The organism is Mesorhizobium waitakense (genome assembly GCF_056431085.1).
Genome location: NZ_JBWKME010000147.1, coordinates 1 through 15,734, shown reverse-complemented (window position 1 = coordinate 15,734; position 15,734 = coordinate 1). Strand labels below are relative to the sequence as shown.

At 63.8% G+C, this 15,734-nt stretch carries 16 protein-coding genes and 1 pseudogene; 11 read left to right on the top strand and 6 right to left on the bottom strand.

Going from position 1 to position 15,734, the window contains the following annotated elements; all coding sequences use genetic code 11:
* The first annotated feature begins 95 nt into the window (after window positions 1-95).
* The 9 genes from AC07FD_RS28670 to AC07FD_RS28630 all read left to right on the top strand — a co-directional run bounded on the left by AC07FD_RS28670 (window position 96) and on the right by AC07FD_RS28630 (window position 8,005).
* Entirely contained in the window at window positions 96-1,163 is a 1,068-nt protein-coding gene (locus AC07FD_RS28670) for a polyamine ABC transporter substrate-binding protein (protein WP_478352581.1), read from the top strand.
* Window positions 1,164-1,409: 246 nt separating this feature from the next.
* Window positions 1,410-2,252 carry an ABC transporter permease gene (locus AC07FD_RS28665; protein ID WP_478352636.1) on the top strand — a complete coding sequence of 281 codons (843 nt, stop codon included), beginning with the start codon at window positions 1,410-1,412 and terminating at the stop codon, window positions 2,250-2,252.
* A complete protein-coding gene (locus tag AC07FD_RS28660; RefSeq protein ID WP_478352580.1) occupies window positions 2,245-3,039 on the top strand; it encodes an ABC transporter permease in 795 nt (264 codons plus the stop codon). The genes AC07FD_RS28665 and AC07FD_RS28660 overlap by 8 nt, the downstream gene beginning before the upstream one ends.
* The gene (locus AC07FD_RS28655) at window positions 3,036-4,109 is read left to right on the top strand and encodes an ABC transporter ATP-binding protein (RefSeq protein ID WP_478352579.1); all 1,074 of its coding nucleotides are present in this window, start codon (window positions 3,036-3,038) and stop codon (window positions 4,107-4,109) included. The genes AC07FD_RS28660 and AC07FD_RS28655 overlap by 4 nt, the downstream gene beginning before the upstream one ends.
* Before the next feature lie 12 nt (window positions 4,110-4,121).
* Entirely contained in the window at window positions 4,122-5,396 is a 1,275-nt protein-coding gene (locus AC07FD_RS28650; RefSeq protein ID WP_478352578.1) for a glycosyltransferase, read from the top strand.
* Complete coding sequence (locus AC07FD_RS28645) at window positions 5,393-5,743, top strand: cupin domain-containing protein (RefSeq protein WP_478352577.1); 351 nt, start codon at window positions 5,393-5,395, stop codon at window positions 5,741-5,743. The genes AC07FD_RS28650 and AC07FD_RS28645 overlap by 4 nt, the downstream gene beginning before the upstream one ends.
* Before the next feature lie 18 nt (window positions 5,744-5,761).
* Window positions 5,762-6,103 (top strand): cupin domain-containing protein, encoded by a 342-nt coding sequence (locus AC07FD_RS28640; protein ID WP_478352576.1) that lies wholly within the window; start codon window positions 5,762-5,764, stop codon window positions 6,101-6,103.
* A gap of 28 nt (window positions 6,104-6,131) precedes the next feature.
* Window positions 6,132-6,476, top strand: coding sequence for a cupin domain-containing protein (locus AC07FD_RS28635; protein WP_478352575.1), 345 nt, complete (start codon window positions 6,132-6,134; stop codon window positions 6,474-6,476).
* A 20-nt stretch (window positions 6,477-6,496) separates the two neighbouring features.
* Window positions 6,497-8,005: an aldehyde dehydrogenase family protein gene (locus AC07FD_RS28630; protein WP_478352574.1), complete on the top strand. Its 1,509-nt coding sequence runs from the start codon at window positions 6,497-6,499 to the stop codon at window positions 8,003-8,005.
* Window positions 8,006-8,046: 41 nt separating this feature from the next.
* Here AC07FD_RS28630 and bla read toward each other — a convergent pair whose 3' ends face one another.
* Complete coding sequence (bla, locus tag AC07FD_RS28625; protein ID WP_478352573.1) at window positions 8,047-8,934, bottom strand: class A beta-lactamase; 888 nt, start codon at window positions 8,932-8,934, stop codon at window positions 8,047-8,049.
* Window positions 8,935-9,038: 104 nt separating this feature from the next.
* Here bla and AC07FD_RS28620 point away from each other — a divergent pair.
* A pseudogene (locus tag AC07FD_RS28620) lies at window positions 9,039-9,925 on the top strand (LysR family transcriptional regulator).
* A 38-nt stretch (window positions 9,926-9,963) separates the two neighbouring features.
* On the opposite strand, the gene AC07FD_RS28615 reads toward AC07FD_RS28620, so the two are convergent.
* From AC07FD_RS28615 to AC07FD_RS28595, 5 genes are all read right to left on the bottom strand, one after another.
* Entirely contained in the window at window positions 9,964-10,725 is a 762-nt protein-coding gene (locus tag AC07FD_RS28615; protein ID WP_478352572.1) for an SDR family NAD(P)-dependent oxidoreductase, read from the bottom strand.
* A 10-nt stretch (window positions 10,726-10,735) separates the two neighbouring features.
* Window positions 10,736-11,548: an ABC transporter permease gene (locus AC07FD_RS28610; RefSeq protein ID WP_478352571.1), complete on the bottom strand. Its 813-nt coding sequence runs from the start codon at window positions 11,546-11,548 to the stop codon at window positions 10,736-10,738.
* The gene (locus AC07FD_RS28605; RefSeq protein WP_478352570.1) at window positions 11,548-12,411 is read right to left on the bottom strand and encodes an ABC transporter permease; all 864 of its coding nucleotides are present in this window, start codon (window positions 12,409-12,411) and stop codon (window positions 11,548-11,550) included. Before AC07FD_RS28605 ends, AC07FD_RS28610 begins: the two co-directional genes overlap by 1 nt.
* A gap of 64 nt (window positions 12,412-12,475) precedes the next feature.
* Window positions 12,476-13,639 carry an ABC transporter substrate-binding protein gene (locus AC07FD_RS28600; RefSeq protein WP_184872526.1) on the bottom strand — a complete coding sequence of 388 codons (1,164 nt, stop codon included), beginning with the start codon at window positions 13,637-13,639 and terminating at the stop codon, window positions 12,476-12,478.
* Window positions 13,620-14,756, bottom strand: a complete 1,137-nt coding sequence (locus AC07FD_RS28595; protein ID WP_478352569.1) for an ABC transporter ATP-binding protein — start codon at window positions 14,754-14,756, stop codon at window positions 13,620-13,622. The genes AC07FD_RS28600 and AC07FD_RS28595 overlap by 20 nt, the downstream gene beginning before the upstream one ends.
* Before the next feature lie 114 nt (window positions 14,757-14,870).
* Here AC07FD_RS28595 and AC07FD_RS28590 point away from each other — a divergent pair, with 114 nt between their 5' ends.
* A complete protein-coding gene (locus tag AC07FD_RS28590; RefSeq protein WP_477227580.1) occupies window positions 14,871-15,677 on the top strand; it encodes a helix-turn-helix transcriptional regulator in 807 nt (268 codons plus the stop codon).
* Window positions 15,678-15,734 lie beyond the last annotated feature (57 nt).

Below are 15,734 nucleotides of genomic sequence, written 5' to 3'. Positions count from 1 at the left end.
CGGCACAAAAAAGACCGAGGGAACAGGATCGAGGCGGCGGCATGGGTCGCCGCCGGCGAATGAATTCGACGATCAACCAGAATGGGGAACCTGTCATGACCGCCACCACTCTCTTGCGGCACCGTTCGCTGAAGATGCCGTCAATCGCACTTGGCCTGGCCTTGGCGATGGCCGCACCCGCGGCTGCGGCCGACCTGGTCATTTCCAACTGGGACGGCTACATGGCGCCCGACGCCATGGCTGCCTTCAAGACCGCCACCGGCGTCGCCGGCGAAGTGGTTGTTCATGCCACCAATGAAGAGATCATGGGCAAACTCATCGCCGCCGGCGGCAAGGGCTATGACGTGGTCTTCGTCTCCTCGCCCTTCGCCGAGGTGCTGAACAAGCTCGGCCTGACCGAGCCGATCGACCACGCCAAGGTGCCCAACCTCGCCAACCTCTACCCTGAAGCGACCAAGCTGCCGCATGATGTCGGCAACGCCTTTTCAGTTCCCTACACCTGGGGCACGACAGGCCTCTGCTACCGCTCCGACCTGGTGAAGGTGGCGCCGACCAGCTGGAGCGACCTTCTCGTCCCCTCCGACGACCTAAAGGGCAAGACCACCATGCTGGCGACCGACCGCTGGCTGCTGGCCGCTGGCCAGCTCGACAAGGGTTTTTCGGTCAACGAGACCGATCCGGCCAAGATGGCCGAGGTCAAGGACCTGCTGATCTCGGCCAAGAAGACCCTGCTCGCCTATGACGATACCACCTTCTATTCGAAGCTGGTTTCCGGGGAGGCGCTGATGGTGCAGGCATGGGACGGCTGGTGCAATTACGGCATCGCCGAGAAGCCCGAGATCAAATACGTCATCCCCAAGGAAGGGTCGGATCTGTGGGTCGACACGATGGTGGTGATGAAGGCTTCCGCCAACAAGGACGCGGCCTTCCAGTTCATCAACTTCATGCTCGACGCCAAGAACCATGCCTGGGCGGCGCAGAACATCGATTACAAGGTGCCGAACAAGCCGGCTATGGAAAGCCTGCCAGCCGATTTCCTGGCGAAATTCCCCAACATGGCGATGCCGGTGGCCGATCTCGTCAAGTTCGAGCAGCTGCGTGATGTCGGCGACGCCCAGCGCGACTATTCGAAGATCGTCAGCGAGATCAAGGCCGCGCAGTAAGCTCCCGACATTCGATTACTGGAAGCAAGCTTGCATTCCTTCGCGCCCCCCTCTGGCCTGCCGGCCATCTCCCCCCTCAAGGGGGGAGATTCGCTGGCTTGCAGCCTTTCGCGAATCTCCAAACCCTCGGATCGAGGCGCGGCGAATGGAGCTGCCGATCTCCCCCGTCGAGGGGGAGATGGCCGGCAGGCCAGAGGGGGGTACGCCTCGGTGAGATCTTTCGTCCCCTCTCGCTCCACCTTGCTGATGGCCCCGGCGCTGGTCTGGCTGACCGCGCTGATGGTGGTGCCGTGCGCGCTGGTGCTGGCGCTCGCCTTCTTCCGACGCGGCATCTATGGCGGCATCGAATACACCTTCACGCTGGAGAATTTCGGGCTGGTCTTCGACCCGCTCTATGCCGGTATCTTCCTCAAATCGGCGCGCATCGCCGGCACGGCGACGCTGATCGCTGTGGTGATCGGCTATGCCGCTGCCTATGCAATCGCCGCGGCACCGCGCCGGCTGCAGCCGGTGTTGCTGTTCTTCGCCGTGCTGCCGTTCTGGTCCAACTATCTGATCCGCACCTATGCGTGGATCGTGCTGCTCAACCGCGAGGGCCTGATCACCCAGCTGTTGCGCTGGTTCGGCTACGCCGGCGAGCCGCCATCGATGCTCTACACCGAAGGCGCCGTCATCGCCGGCCTGGTCTACAACTACCTGCCCTTCGTCATCCTCGCCTGCTACGCGCCGCTGTCGCGCCTCAACCCCGAACTCGCCGAAGCTTCGCGCGACCTCGGCGCTTCGGCCATCACCACCTTTCGCCGTGTCGTCCTGCCGCTGACCGTGCCGGGCATCGCCGCCGGCGCCGTGTTCGTCTTCGTGCTGTCGATCGGCAATTTCGTCACGCCTGCGCTGCTTGGCGGCGGCCGCTTCCAGATGATCGGCAACCTCGTCTACGACCAGTTCCTGACCGCCAATGACTGGCCGTTCGGCGCGGCACTCGCCATGGTTCTGATCGCCATCATGCTGCTGGTGCTGATGGCGCAGGCGCTGGCCGCCGATCGCGCCTCGGGCCACGCCGCGCAAGGGAGCGGAGGCGCCGATGGCTGAGCGCTCTCCCGCCACCCGGCGCACGCTCTGGCTCGTGCTGAGCCTCGTCTTTGCCTTTCTCTACATCCCGATTGCCGTGCTGGTGGCGCTGTCCTTCAACGAGGGTGGGCTGCCGACGGCATGGTCGGGCATTTCGCTGAAATGGTATGTCTCGCTGGCCAGCAATTCCGCGATCCTGTCCGCCGCGCTCAACACGCTGATCGTGGCACTGGTTTCGACGGCCGTCGCCACGCTGCTTGGCACGCTGCTGGCGATCGGCGTCGAGATGCGCCGACATTATGGCAAGGGCCTCGAGGCGCTGATCTTCGCGCCGATGATAATTCCGGACATCGTGCTGGCGATCGCGCTGCTGTCGTTCTTCTCCATGCTCAACCTGACCATGGGGCTGCACACCATCATCCTTGCCCACGTCGTCTTCAACCTCGCCTTCGTCTGTTCGGTGGTGCGTGCCCGGCTGAAAAGTTTCGACTGGTCGATCGTCGAGGCTTCCGCCGACCTTGGCGCCTCCGCCGCCACCACCTTCCGGCGGGTGACATTGCCGGTCATCCTGCCGGCGGTGATCGCCGGGGCGCTGCTTGCCTTCACGCTGTCGGTCGACGAGTTCATCATCGCTTTCTTTACCGCCAGCGCCGGGCGCGCCTCGACGACGCTGCCTATGCAGATCTACGCGATGATCCGCTTCGGCATCACGCCGGAGATCAACGCGCTGGCGACCATCGTCATGGCGGTCTCGATCACCGCGCTGACCCTGTCGCAGCGGCTCAACCGTGGGATGACAGGCCAATGAGCGAACCGCGCACGCTGCTGGCCATCGACCATGTGTCGAAGAATTTCGGCCGAGTGACCGCTGTCGACGGCATCTCGCTCGACATCCGCGAGAACGAGTTCTTCGCCCTGCTCGGGCCTTCGGGCTGCGGCAAGACCACACTGCTGCGCATGCTGGCCGGCTTCGAGACGCCCAATAACGGCCGCATCCTGCTCGACGGCCGCGACATCGCCAGGATCCCGCCCAACAAGAGGCCGGTCAATCTGATGTTCCAGTCCTACGCGCTGTTTCCGCATATGAGCGTCAGGGCCAATGTGTCCTACGGCCTGGAGATGGAACGTTTGCCGGCTAACGAAATCCGCTCCCGCGTCGATGCCATCCTGGCGACGACCGAGCTCGTTCCCTTTGCCGACCGCAAGCCGGAGCAACTGTCGGGCGGCCAGAAGCAGCGTGTCGCGCTTGCCCGGGCGCTGGTCAAGCGGCCCCGGCTGCTGCTGCTCGACGAGCCGCTCGACGCGCTCGACAAGAAACTGCGCGGCGCCATGCAATTGGAATTGAAGCGCCTGCAGCACGAGGTCGGCATCACCTTCGTCATCGTCACCCACGATCAGGAAGAATCGCTTGTCATGGCCGACCGCATGGCCGTGCTCAAGGACGGCAGGCTGCTGCAATGCGACACCCCGCATGCGATCTATGAACATCCCGCTGACCGTTTTGTTGCCGACTTCATCGGCGTGATGAATTTCGTGCCGGGCAAAGCCGTCGCCGATGGCGTACTGGCCGCCAATGGCGCACGGATTGCCGGCAAGGTTCCCGCCACGCTCACATCAGGCACATCGGCGGTGGCTTCGGTGCGGCCCGAGCGCATCCGGCTTTTCCCGTCAGTGGAAACTGCCAACCGCACCACCGGCACGGTCGAGGCATTGGCCTATCAGGGGCTCGACCTGCAACTGCATGTCCGCACCCCCCTGTCGCCAAAACCGTTCCTGGTGCGCGTCACCGCCGATGCCGCGGACCGCCGGCCGGTCTCGTCGGGCGACCAGGTCGAACTCGGCTGGGATGCCGCCGATGTCAGAATTTTCGCAGAGTGAAGGAGAAGCTTGATGGCGCAGAAGACGATCGCGTTTTTTCCAGAAGCGGCCTATGGCCCGGCGCTCAATTCCGTCGGCATCGCCCAGGCCGTCGAAGCGCGTGGACACAAGGCCGTGTTCCTCTCCGATCCCGGCTTCGTCGACGTCTACAAGGACTACGGCTTCGAAGCCCATCCGGTGAACCTGTCCGAACCGATGCCGCCGGAGCAGATGGCCAAGTTCTGGGAGGACTTCATCAATGGCCACATCCCGAATTTCCGCAAATCGCCTTATGACCAGGTCGACAATTACGTCAAGGATTGCTGGACGGCGATCGTCGACAGCGCCAAATGGGCGCAGAAGGATCTGCCGCGCGTTCTGGCTGACATCAAGCCGGACGTCATCTGCGTCGACAACGTCATCCTGTTCCCGGCAATCAAGCAGTTCGGCAAGCCGTGGGTGCGCGTCATCTCCTGCTCAGAAAACGAGATCGAGGATGAGGACATCCCGCCACATCTTTCCGGCTGCGGCGAGAACGACCATGCCGGCCACCAGCGCTACCGCGACCATTTCAACGCGGTGATCAGGCCGATCCATGACGACTTCAACGCCTTCCTCACCGCCAACAACGAGACGCCCTATCCGATCGGCCAGTTCTTCGAAGCCTCGCCCTACCTGAACCTGCTGCTTTATCCCGAGGCGGCAAAGTTCAAGCGCCGCCATCCGCTCGATCCAGCAAAATTCCAGTATCTCGAAGGCTGCGTGCGACAGGAAAAACCCTACACGGTGCCGACCTTCGCCGAGAACAATGACGGACCGCAGCTTTATGTTTCCTTCGGCAGCCTCGGCGCCGGCGATGTCGACCTGTTGAAGCGCATCATCGCGACGCTGGGCAAGACGCGCTACCGGGCGTTGGTCAATGTCGGCGGCTACAAGGACCAGTACACGGACGTGCCCGGCAACGTCATCGTCGAGAGCTGGTTCCCGCAGCCCTCGGTCATCCCGCAGGTCGATGCGGTGATCCACCATGGCGGCAACAACTCATTTACCGAGTGCCTCTATTTCGGCAAGCCGGCCATCATCATGCCCTATGTCTGGGACGGCCACGACAACGCCACCCGCGTCGAGGAAACCGGCCACGGCTTCGGCATGCCGCGCTACGACTGGAACGATGCCGAGCTGGTCGCCAAGATCGAAGCCTGTCTGACAGATCCGGCGATGAAGGCCAGGCTGGCGAAGACCTCGGCGCAGATGCACGCGCAGAACGGCCCGGAAAAGGCGGCTGGGTTGCTGGAGGCGCTGCTGTGACCTCCTCCGCACCACACCTCCATCAGGCCTCGACCCGCACCGATCTCGTCGACTGGGGCGCCCAGCCGGATGCACTGGACGGCGCGTCCCATTCCACCGGCAGGCTGGTGCACAAGGGCCCGAACAACCAGCCGGAATCCGGCATCTGGGTCTGCACGCCCGGCCAATGGCGGCTGGCGATCCCGCGCGATGAATTGTGCCATTTCGTCGCCGGCCGCGCGACCTACAGGTCGAATGTCGGCGAAGTGATAGAAGTCAGTGCTGGAACCGTGGTCATGTTCCCGGCCGGCTGGGCGGGCGAATGCACCGTGCATGAGACCATGCGCAACGTCTACATGCTGGCCTGACCCTCGGAGCTTCACGATATGCCGACACCGCACTGGCAAAACGCCTCGACAGTGGACCTGGAGGATTGGGGCGCAGGAAGCAACACGCTCGCCGGCGCGCCGCGTACCTCGGGCAAGATCCTGTCGCAGAACCCGGACGGATCGAGCGAATGCGGCCTGTGGTCATGCACATCGGGCACACGGAAGGTCACCTTTCCTGCCGACGAGTTCTGCCATTTCCTGTCGGGACGCGGCAGCTATGTCCATGAGAACGGCGAAGAGGTTCCGGTCGAGGCAGGCACGCTTGTTTTCTTCCCCGCCGGCTGGACCGGCATCTCCATCATCACCGAAACGCTGACCAAGGCCTTCATGTGCCGGTGAGCACCAATGCCACCTAGGGAAAATCGATATGACAACACCGATCATGAAGTCCCCGCTCACTATTACCGACCTCGTCGACTGGGGCGTCATCCCGACCATGATCGAGGGCGAATCCCACACTTCGGGCAAGCTGCTGTACAAGGGGTCTGAAGGCCGTTCCGAATGCGGCCTGTGGGTCTGCACTCCAGGCAAATGGCAGTGCCACGTCACCCGCGACGAGTTCTGCCACTTCCTCGAGGGTCGCTGCACCTATGTCCATGAATCCGGCGAGATCATCGAGATCGAGCCGGACACGGCGGCGTTCTTTCCGCAGGACTGGAAAGGCGTCTGCACCGTCCATGAGACGATCAAGAAGGTCTACATGATCCGCTGAGCGGGTCCGAGAGGATATCCATGCATTTCTCCCCAGACCGGCCGACCTTCTTCGTCAATCCCGATTACCGGCCGATGGCCAGCGCGATGAAACCGGTGATCGACCCGGCGACGCTGGAAACGGTCGGCGCGATCGCCGCTGTGACAGATGGCGAGATCGACGCCGCGCTGACCGCCGCGACCAAGGCGCAGGCCGCCTGGAAAAGGCTCGACGCCAAGTGCCGCGCCAAGCACCTCCATGCCGTCGCCAATGCCATCGAAGCGGCCGACTTCACGCATTGCGCCGAGCTGATGGTGCGCGAGATGGGCAAGCCCTATCCGGAAGCCATCGGCGAGATCGCCAACTGCGCGCCGATCTTCCGCTATTATGCCGAGATGGGGCGCGACGATGCCGGCAAGATCGCCGGCACGACGCAGGCCGGGTCGTTCCAGTATGCGCGCTACGAGCCCTATGGCGTCTCCGTCCACATCATGCCTTACAATTTCCCGATCCTGCTGATGTGCTGGACAGTCGCGGCATCGCTCGCCGCCGGCAACGCCTGCGTCATCAAGCCGGCCGAGGCGACGACGCTGTCGACGCTCGATTACATGACCGTGTTCCGCTCGCTGCCGGAGGGGATGGTCTCCTGCCTGCCCGGCGGCACTGCCACCGCGCAAGCGCTGATCGTTTCCGACCGCACCCACGCCGTCGCCTTCACCGGCTCGGTCGCCGCCGGCAAGGCGGTGGCGGTGGCTTGTGCCGAGCGCATGAAGCCGTGCGTCATCGAAGCTGGCGGCAGCGATCCGCTGATCATCAGCCAACACGCCCCGCTCGATGTCGCCGCGGCCGGCAGCGTCACCGCCGCCTTCCACCTCACCGGCCAGGTCTGCACCTCGGCCGAGCGCTTCTTCGTCGTCGACTCGGTGCATGACCGCTTTGTCGACCTGTTCGCCGAAAGGACACGCGCGCTGCGCATCGGCAACGGCATGGACAAGACCGAGATCGGCCCGCTGGTCAGCGAAGGCGCGCGGGCGAAAGTGATGCGCCTTGTTGACGATGCTATTCGTAACGGCGCCACGGCCGTCACCGGCGGCCGCATCCCGCCCGCACACAACACAGGCTGGTTCTACGAGCCAACGATCCTGACCGGTGTCACCCCTGATATGGCGATCGTGCGCGAAGAGTGTTTCGGGCCGGTCGCCGCGATCTGCCGGGTCCGGGATTTCGACGAGGCGATCCGGCTTGCCAATGACAGCCCGTTCGGGCTCGGCGCCTCGGTGTTCACCACCGATCTGGCCGAGGCGCATGAGGCCGCCGAGCGGCTCGAGGCCGGCATGGTCTGGGTCAACAACCCGCTGATCGACAATGACGCATTGCCCTTCGGCGGCTGGAAGGCCTCGGGCCTCGGCCGCGAACTTGGCCGCCAGGGCCTCGACGCCTTCCGCCGCTCGAAGATGGTGATCATCGACCACAAACCGACGATCCAGGACTGGTGGTATCCCTACCCCGACAGCTGGTTCCGCGAGACCGGTGGCCGCAAACATGTATGAAGGCAGCGGCGCGGCAACACCGCGCCGCCCGATACAAAGATCTACGCCTCGATAGCTTCTACCAATGTCCGCGAGACCGAGGCAACGACCGTATTGCGCTTGGCCAGGCTCTGTTTCGTGCCCGTCAGATAGATGGACATCAGCACCGGGTTGCCGGAAGCCGGCCAGATGACGGCCGCGTCATTGGTGCTGCCGCGCGCGCCGGTTCCGGTTTTGTCGCCGCATGTCCAGCCTTTCGGCAGTGCCGCCCTTATGCGCTCGTCGCCGGTCTTGTTCGCCACCAGCCAATCGACAAGCTGCGCCCGGCCCTTCTTCGACAGGCTGTTGCCGATCGTCAGCCGTTCGAAATTGTCGGCCATAGCCAGTGGCGAGGTCGTGTCGCGCGCGTCACCCGGCAGCGACTCGTTCAGCTCCGGCTCGATCCGGTCCAGCCTGGTCACCTTGTCTCCGATCGAACGCAGATAGGCCGTCAACTGCGCCGGCCCGCCAAAGGACTCCAGCAACAGATTGGCCGCCCCATTGTCGCTGACTGTCACGGCGGCCTCGCAAAGCTGCGCCACCGTCATCTCGCCGCCGGCATGTTTCTTGGTCGTCGGAGAGTTCGCGATGACGGCGTCGTGCGGGATCTTGATGCTGCGGTCGAGCTGCTCGATGCCGCCATCGACCCGCTGCAGGATGAACGCCGCCGCGAGTGCCTTGAAGGTGCTGCACATGGGGAACAGCTCGTCCTCACGATAGCCGAATTGCGCGGTCGTTCCGGAGATCCGGCAGGACACGCCGAGCCGGCCGCCGCTTTTCGCCTCGATCCGCCTTATTTTCGGCAAGACCCCATCAAATTTTGTCGGGCTCGTTGCCGCCTTCGCAATGGCCCCAACCGGGGCCGTCAAAATCACCGCGAGACCACTGATGAAACTGCGTCTGCTTGTCATGTCCACACTCTCTGTCGCCCCGCGCAGCAGAACTGGACCGGATCCGGCGCCATCGCAAACGAGTAAACATCGCCCCCGCCATAAGAAAAATTAGGGCTGGGATGATGAAGCGATCGCACCTCCCGTTGAATGGCTTGCGCGCCTTCGAGGCCTCCGCAAGGCATCTCAGTTCACCGGCGCCGGTCTCGAACTGCGCGTCACCCAGGCTGCCGTCAGCCATCAGATCAAGGGCCTCGAAGAGGTCCTCGGCATAAGGCTTTTTCGCCGATTGCCGCACGGCCTCGCTTTGAGCGAGGAAGGCGAAGCCCTGCTGCCCGTGCTGAGCGATGCCTTCAACAGGATCAGCGTCACGCTCGATCGCTTCGAGGGCGGCCGCTTCAACGACATCGTCACCATTGGTGTCGTCGGTACTTTCGCCTCGGGATGGCTGATCCCCAGATTGCCGGCATTTCACCAGGCCTATCCGGACATCGAGCTGCGCATCTCGACCAACAACAACCGGGTCAATCTCGCCGCCGACGGTCTCGACTTTGCCATCCGCTTCGGCGAGGGCTCCTGGCAGGGAACCGACAACACGCCGCTGCTGCCCGGCGGCTTCTCGCCAGCCTGCACGCCCGACATCGCCGCGCGTCTGCGCGACCCGTCCGACCTCGCGCGCGAAACGCTGCTGTGCTCCTACCGGGAAGACGAATGGCTACGCTGGTTCGAGACGGCAGGCTGCCATTGCCCGCCGATCAAGGGCATCGTCTTCGACTCATCGGTCACAATGGCGAACGCTGCCGTCCAGGGTGCCGGCGTGGCGCTGCTGCCGGTTTCGATGTTCAGCCGCGAGCTCTGTTCGGCTGAGCTGGTGCAGCCTTTCGACTGCACGGTCGATGTCGGCCGGTATTGGCTGTCGGCGCGGCGCAGGCGCCAGAACTCGCAGGCAATGACGATATTTGCCGACTGGTTGAAGGCCGAGACGGGGTGCAATTCCAGGAAAAGCGTGTAGCGATTTTCCGTCCGGAGTTGCACCAGCAAGTAGGCATGTCAGCCGATGCTTTCGCCACCGTCGATCACCAGCGCCTGGCCGGTCATGAAGGATGAACGGTCGGAGACGAGGAACAGGATTGCCTCGGCGATCTCTTCGGCGCTGGCCCAGCGTCCCATCGGGATCTTGGTGCGGACATAGTTTTCGATCGCCTCGCGCCCGCCCATCTGGGCGATGAACGGCTCGTTGAACGGCGTATCGACCCAGCCTGGGCAGAGCGCATTGACGCGGACATTATGGCTGGCATAGTCGAGCGACATCTGCCTGGTCATCGCCACCACCGCATGTTTCGACGTGGCGTAGGCGATCATCTCGCGGTCGTAGAACACGCCCGAATTCGAGGCGGTGTTGAGGATGACGCCACCGCCCTGCGCAATCATCGACGGCATGACCAACCTGGCCGCGAGGAACTGCGCCCGGACATTGACCCGCCACGAGGCATCCATGCCGCCGACCTCGACTTCGGTCAGCGTACCGCCGACCTGGATGCCGGCATGGTTGTGCAGGATGTCGATACGCCCATGCCTGTCGAGCGTGCCGGCAATGAGCTGCTCGACCGCCGCGTCCGCCGCGACATCTGTGGGAAGCGCCTCGGCCCGGCCACCCGCCGCGCGGATGTCCGAAGCCGTTGCCTCGCCGCTGGCCCGGTCCCTGTCGGCGATGACGACCAGCGCGCCTTCCCTGGCCATGATCATGGCGCCGGCGCGCCCGATGCCGGAGCCGGCACCCGTCACCACGGCGATGCGGTCTTTGAGGATCATGGCGCGACTTTCAGTTGGATGGTTTGCGTTGGCGCAGCTGCCATTGGGCAAGCACCACAAGCAGCACGGAGGCGACGAGCACGATCGTCGCGATGGCATTGATTTCCGGCGTCACGCCGCGCCGGATCGACGCGAAGACATAGATCGGCAGCGTCGTCTGCGCACCGGCGACGAAGAAGGCGACGATGAAATCGTCGAAGGAAAAGGTGAAGGCGAGCAGGAAACCGGCAACCACCGCCGGCATGATCTGCGGAAGGACGATGCTGCGGAACGTCGTCAACGGCGTCGCGTAGAGATCGCTCGAGGCCTCGACCAGGTTGCGGTCGAGGCTGCCGAGACGCGTGCCGACAATCATCGTCACCAGCGCCATCGAAAACAGGCCGTGTGCCGCGATGATCGAGCCATAGCCGAGCGACAGGCGCGGCGGCTGGTCGTCGGGCCAGATCGAGGCGAGGAACGGGTTGACGACGGCGAACAGCTGGACGAGCGCGACTAGCGTCGAGATGCCGATGACGACGCCGGGAACGACGATCGCGGCACCCAGAAGCGCATCGAAAACAGCGCGGGTCCGGACGCTGACGCGCGCCAGGCCAAGCGCGGCCGCGGTGCCGCACAGCGCCGCCAGCAAGGCGCTGGTGGTGGCGATGAACAGGCTGTTCTTCAACGCTTCGACCAGGAACGGGTTCGCCAGCGCCTTGCCGTACCATTGCACCGAAAAGCCGGTGAACTCGCTCGCATGGTGCCCGGCGTTGAAGGAGAACAGCACCACCAGCGCGATCGGCAGATAGAGGAAGGCGAAGACGGCAATGACGAAGGCGCGCATCAGATCAGATCCACCCGGCGGGCGCCCGAGACTCGGGTCGAAATGCGGTTGGCGGCTATCAGCACCACCACCGAGACCAGCACCAGCGTGATCGCGATGGCCGATCCGAACGGCCAGTTGCGCGACTGCAGGAACAGGTCGACCAGCGCATTGCCGATGAAGAACACCTTGCCGCCGCCAAGCAGCGTCGGGATCAGGTATTCGCCGAGCAGCAGGATCATCACCAGCGAGAAGCCGGTCATCACCCCCGGCAGCGACAGTTTCAGCGTCACGCCAATGAACGTGGAGAGTGGCGTCGCACCGAGATCGGCGGAGGCTTCCAGCAGCCGGCGGTCGAGCCGCGCGAGGCTGACATAGATCGGCAGGATCATCAGCGGCAGATAGCCATAGACGATGCCGAGCAGCACGGCGCCCGGCGTGTTGATCAGCCTTATATCCTCGAAGCCGACAGCGGCGAGCAGAGCCGGAATGCCGCGCCCGCCCAGCACATACATCCAGGCATAGGTCCGCATCAGAAGGCTGGTCCAGAACGGAATGACGACGAGCGCGAGCAGGATCAGCCGCCAGCGCTGCGGCGCTTGCAGGGCGAGGTAATAGGCGACCGGATAGGCGACGAGAAGACAGGCAAGCGCGCCCACCGGCGCCAGCATCATGGTGTTCCAGAAAGCGGTCGCCCGCGCCGGAAGGTTGGCATACTGCGCCAGCGTAAAGGCAGCCTGGTAGCCGCCCTCCGGCGCCCGCTCGCCGACGCTGAACACGGCGATGGCGATGAACGGCAGCACCAGGAAGACCACCAGCCACGCCGCCGCCGGGCCGAGCAGCAAGGCGGTCAGCAGATTATGACGAAATTTATTGCCGTGCATTGAAACCGCCCCGGTGCCGGCGGACATGTGCCCGCCGGTCAATTGTTTGCATCAGGCCGGTAGCTCAGGCCGACTTGAAGCGGGCCATCAATTCGGCCCGGCCGGGATCGGTCAGTGTTGCCGCTGCGCCGAACTCGAGCGGCGTCAACAGGTCCGCAGCCGGATAGAGGATCGGATTGTCGAGCACCTCCTTGGGCAACAGCTTGTTGACCCGCGCATCGGTCGACGGCGCACCATTAGCCAGGTGCTCCTTGACCGCGACCTGCGGGTTCATCAGGTAGTTGAGCAGCGCATAGCCGGCGGGCTTGTTCGGAGCGTCCTTTGGAATGGCATAGAAATCGGTCCAGATCTCGCCGCCTTCCTTGCCAAGCACATAGGCGATCTCGGGAATGTCGCGATGCAGCTGCGCACCGTCATTGGTCCAGCACATGGTCATCCAGGCATCACCCGCGCGCATTCCCGGCTGGTAGTCGGATGAGACCGCGAACAGATGCGGCTTGACCTTCAGCAGCAATTCCTCCGCCTTGGCGAGTTCGTCCTGTTTCAGCGAGTTGAACGAATAGCCGTAATATTTCAGCGCATTGCCGATCGTGGTCAGCTGGTAGTCGTGCACCATGGTGCGGCCGTCGCCCTCCGCCATCGCTGTGTCCCAGAACTCCTTCCAGCTGGTCATCGGCTTGGTCAGCTTCTTGGTGTTGACGGCAAAGCCGGTGGTGCCCCAGTTCTTCGGCACAGCGTAGGTCGTCCCGTCGATCGTGCCTTCCGAGGTGAAGCGCGGATCCTCCTGCGTGCCGTCGAAATTCGGCAGTTTCGCCATATCGAGCGCCTCGATGATGCCGAGCTTCTTGTAGGTCGAGATCGTATAGTTGGTCGGCACGAACAGGCTCCAGCCCGACGCGCCGGCCTGCAGCTTGGCCAGCATCTCCTCGTTGGAGCCGAACACGTTGACCTCCACGGCAACGCCAGTGTCCTTCTTGAAATTCTCGAACGTCGCCGGGTCATGATAGTTCGGCCAGGTCGCGATCGACATACGGTCGCCGAGGCTCTCGGCGGCAAAGGCCGGCGTCGGCATGATGCCGATCTCGCGCGCCATCACCGCCGTCGCAATGCCGAGGCCGGTGAGGCCGAGGAAATCGCGGCGACCGATCGAGCCGCGCTTGAGGCGCATCAGCTGGTCGACGAAGTTTTCAGGGCTTATCGGCAGTCCATCACGATATGATTTCGACATTTTTGGTTACCCTCTGGTTGGTCCCGTTGTTCTTGGGGTCCGGAAACGCCAGCGGCGTTCCGGCGGCAAAGCCGATGGCGACGGGTTCACCCGGCTTGAAGAGATTGCCGTGGCCGATCAGGTGATCAGCCTTGGCGAGCAGCGTTCCGATGCCCTGGACCTCGATCGCGTATTCGGCGGTCGAGCCGAGGAAAATCCGGTTCCGGACAATGCCCTTGAACCGGCCGCTTTCGGGCGCGCCGAGACTGAGCGATTCAGGACGCAGGCTGACCGAGACGGTCTCGCCCTGCTGCAAGGCCGTCCGCTTGCGCGCCGCAATGACGGTGCCGTCGGCAAGCGCGATATCTACCAGCTCGCCCGACTGCCCGGCGACCTTGCCGCTCAGCAAATTGGTCTTGCCGACGAAGTCGGCGACGAACAGATCGGCCGGCTCGTCATAGATCTCGCTCGGCTGTCCGAGCTGGACGATGCGGCCACCATTCATGACGCAGACAAAATCGCTCATCGACAGCGCCTCCTCCTGGTCGTGGGTGACCAATACGAAGGTGATGCCGATCTCGCGCTGCAGGTTCTGCAGCTCGATCTGCATGTCGGTGCGCAGCTTCTTGTCGAGCGCGGCCAGCGGCTCGTCGAGCAGCAGCACCGCCGGCTTGTTGACCAGTGCGCGCGCCAGCGCGACACGCTGCTGCTGGCCGCCGGACAGTTCGTGGATCTTGCGACGGCCATAGCCGGCGAGCCGCACCATGGCCAGCGCCTCGCCTGCCCTTGAGGTGATCTCGCGCGACGACAGCCGCGGCCGTGCCTGGCGCAGCCCGTAGGCGACGTTGTCCTCGACATCGAGATGCGGAAACAGCGCGTATTGCTGGAACACCATGTTGACAGGCCGCCGGTAGGGCGGCGTGCCGGCCATGTCCTGGCCGCGAATGAACACCTGGCCTTCGCTCGGCTGCTCGAAGCCGCCTATCATGCGCAGGCAGGTCGTCTTGCCGCAGCCGGACGGTCCGAGCAGGGCGACAAAGGCGGAAGGCGGGACGGCAAGATCGATGCCGCTGACCGCGGTCACCGCGCCATAGCGTTTGGTGACGCCGCGAAACTCGATGTCGGGCACTGCGGTCAAGGCTGCGGGCTCCAGCAACAGGGCAATTTCAGGACGCTACCAGAGCCAATGGCGGCTAGTATATACCTCGCAGGTGGTATATCTGATCTATTTTCTCGTTTAAGGGGGTATGGATTGTCCCGCAGCGACGAATACGGCCAGCTTGCAACGCTTGTCACCGCGACGCGGGAGACGAGCGGTGACCTCTTCGGCAAGGCGATGGTCGATTGGCTGCGCCAGCATGTCAGCTTCGACCACTGCGTGATCTTCGGCTATCGGGGTGCCGCACGCCCGCCGCTGCTGTTCGAGACCTTTTCGCCGGCCGAAAGCCATGTCTTCGTCGCGCTCTACCAGGAAGGGCCGTATCTGCTCGACCCGTTCCACCATGCGGCGGTGGAGCGCAAGGAAGGGTTCTGGCGCATGCGCGAACTCGCGCCGGACCGCTTCTATGCCAGCGAATATTTTCGCTCCTACTACAGCCAGACCAGGCTGGCCGAGGAGGTCGGCTTCTTCGTGCCATTGCCGGGAAAGGACGCGCTTGTGTTGTCGCTGATGCGGCTGCGTGCGTCGGGTCCGTTCGGCACCGCCGATGCCAGGCTTCTGCGCGACATGGCTCCGGCGGTGATCAGCTTCGCCAGATTGCGCTGGCCTGCCCTCCCGGCCGACGAACCTCCCGAGACAAAGCAGGACGAGACGATTGCTCCGGTCAACGAGTTCGATCGCGCCCATATCTGGCAGAGCCTGTCGCTGACGCCGCGCGAAAAGCATGTCGTCGACCTGGTGCTGCAGGGGCATTCAACCGAATCGATCGCCAGGGCGATGCGTATCGTGCCGGGAACCGTGAAGGTCCATCGCCGCAACATCTACCGCAAGCTCAAGATCAAGTCGCAGGCCGGCCTGTTCGCGCGCTTCGTCGAGATCATCGACGCACGGGTTCGGTAGTTGCCTAGGTGTGGAGCCTCAACAGGTTGTCCCCGGTTATGGCGAGGCGACTGATAG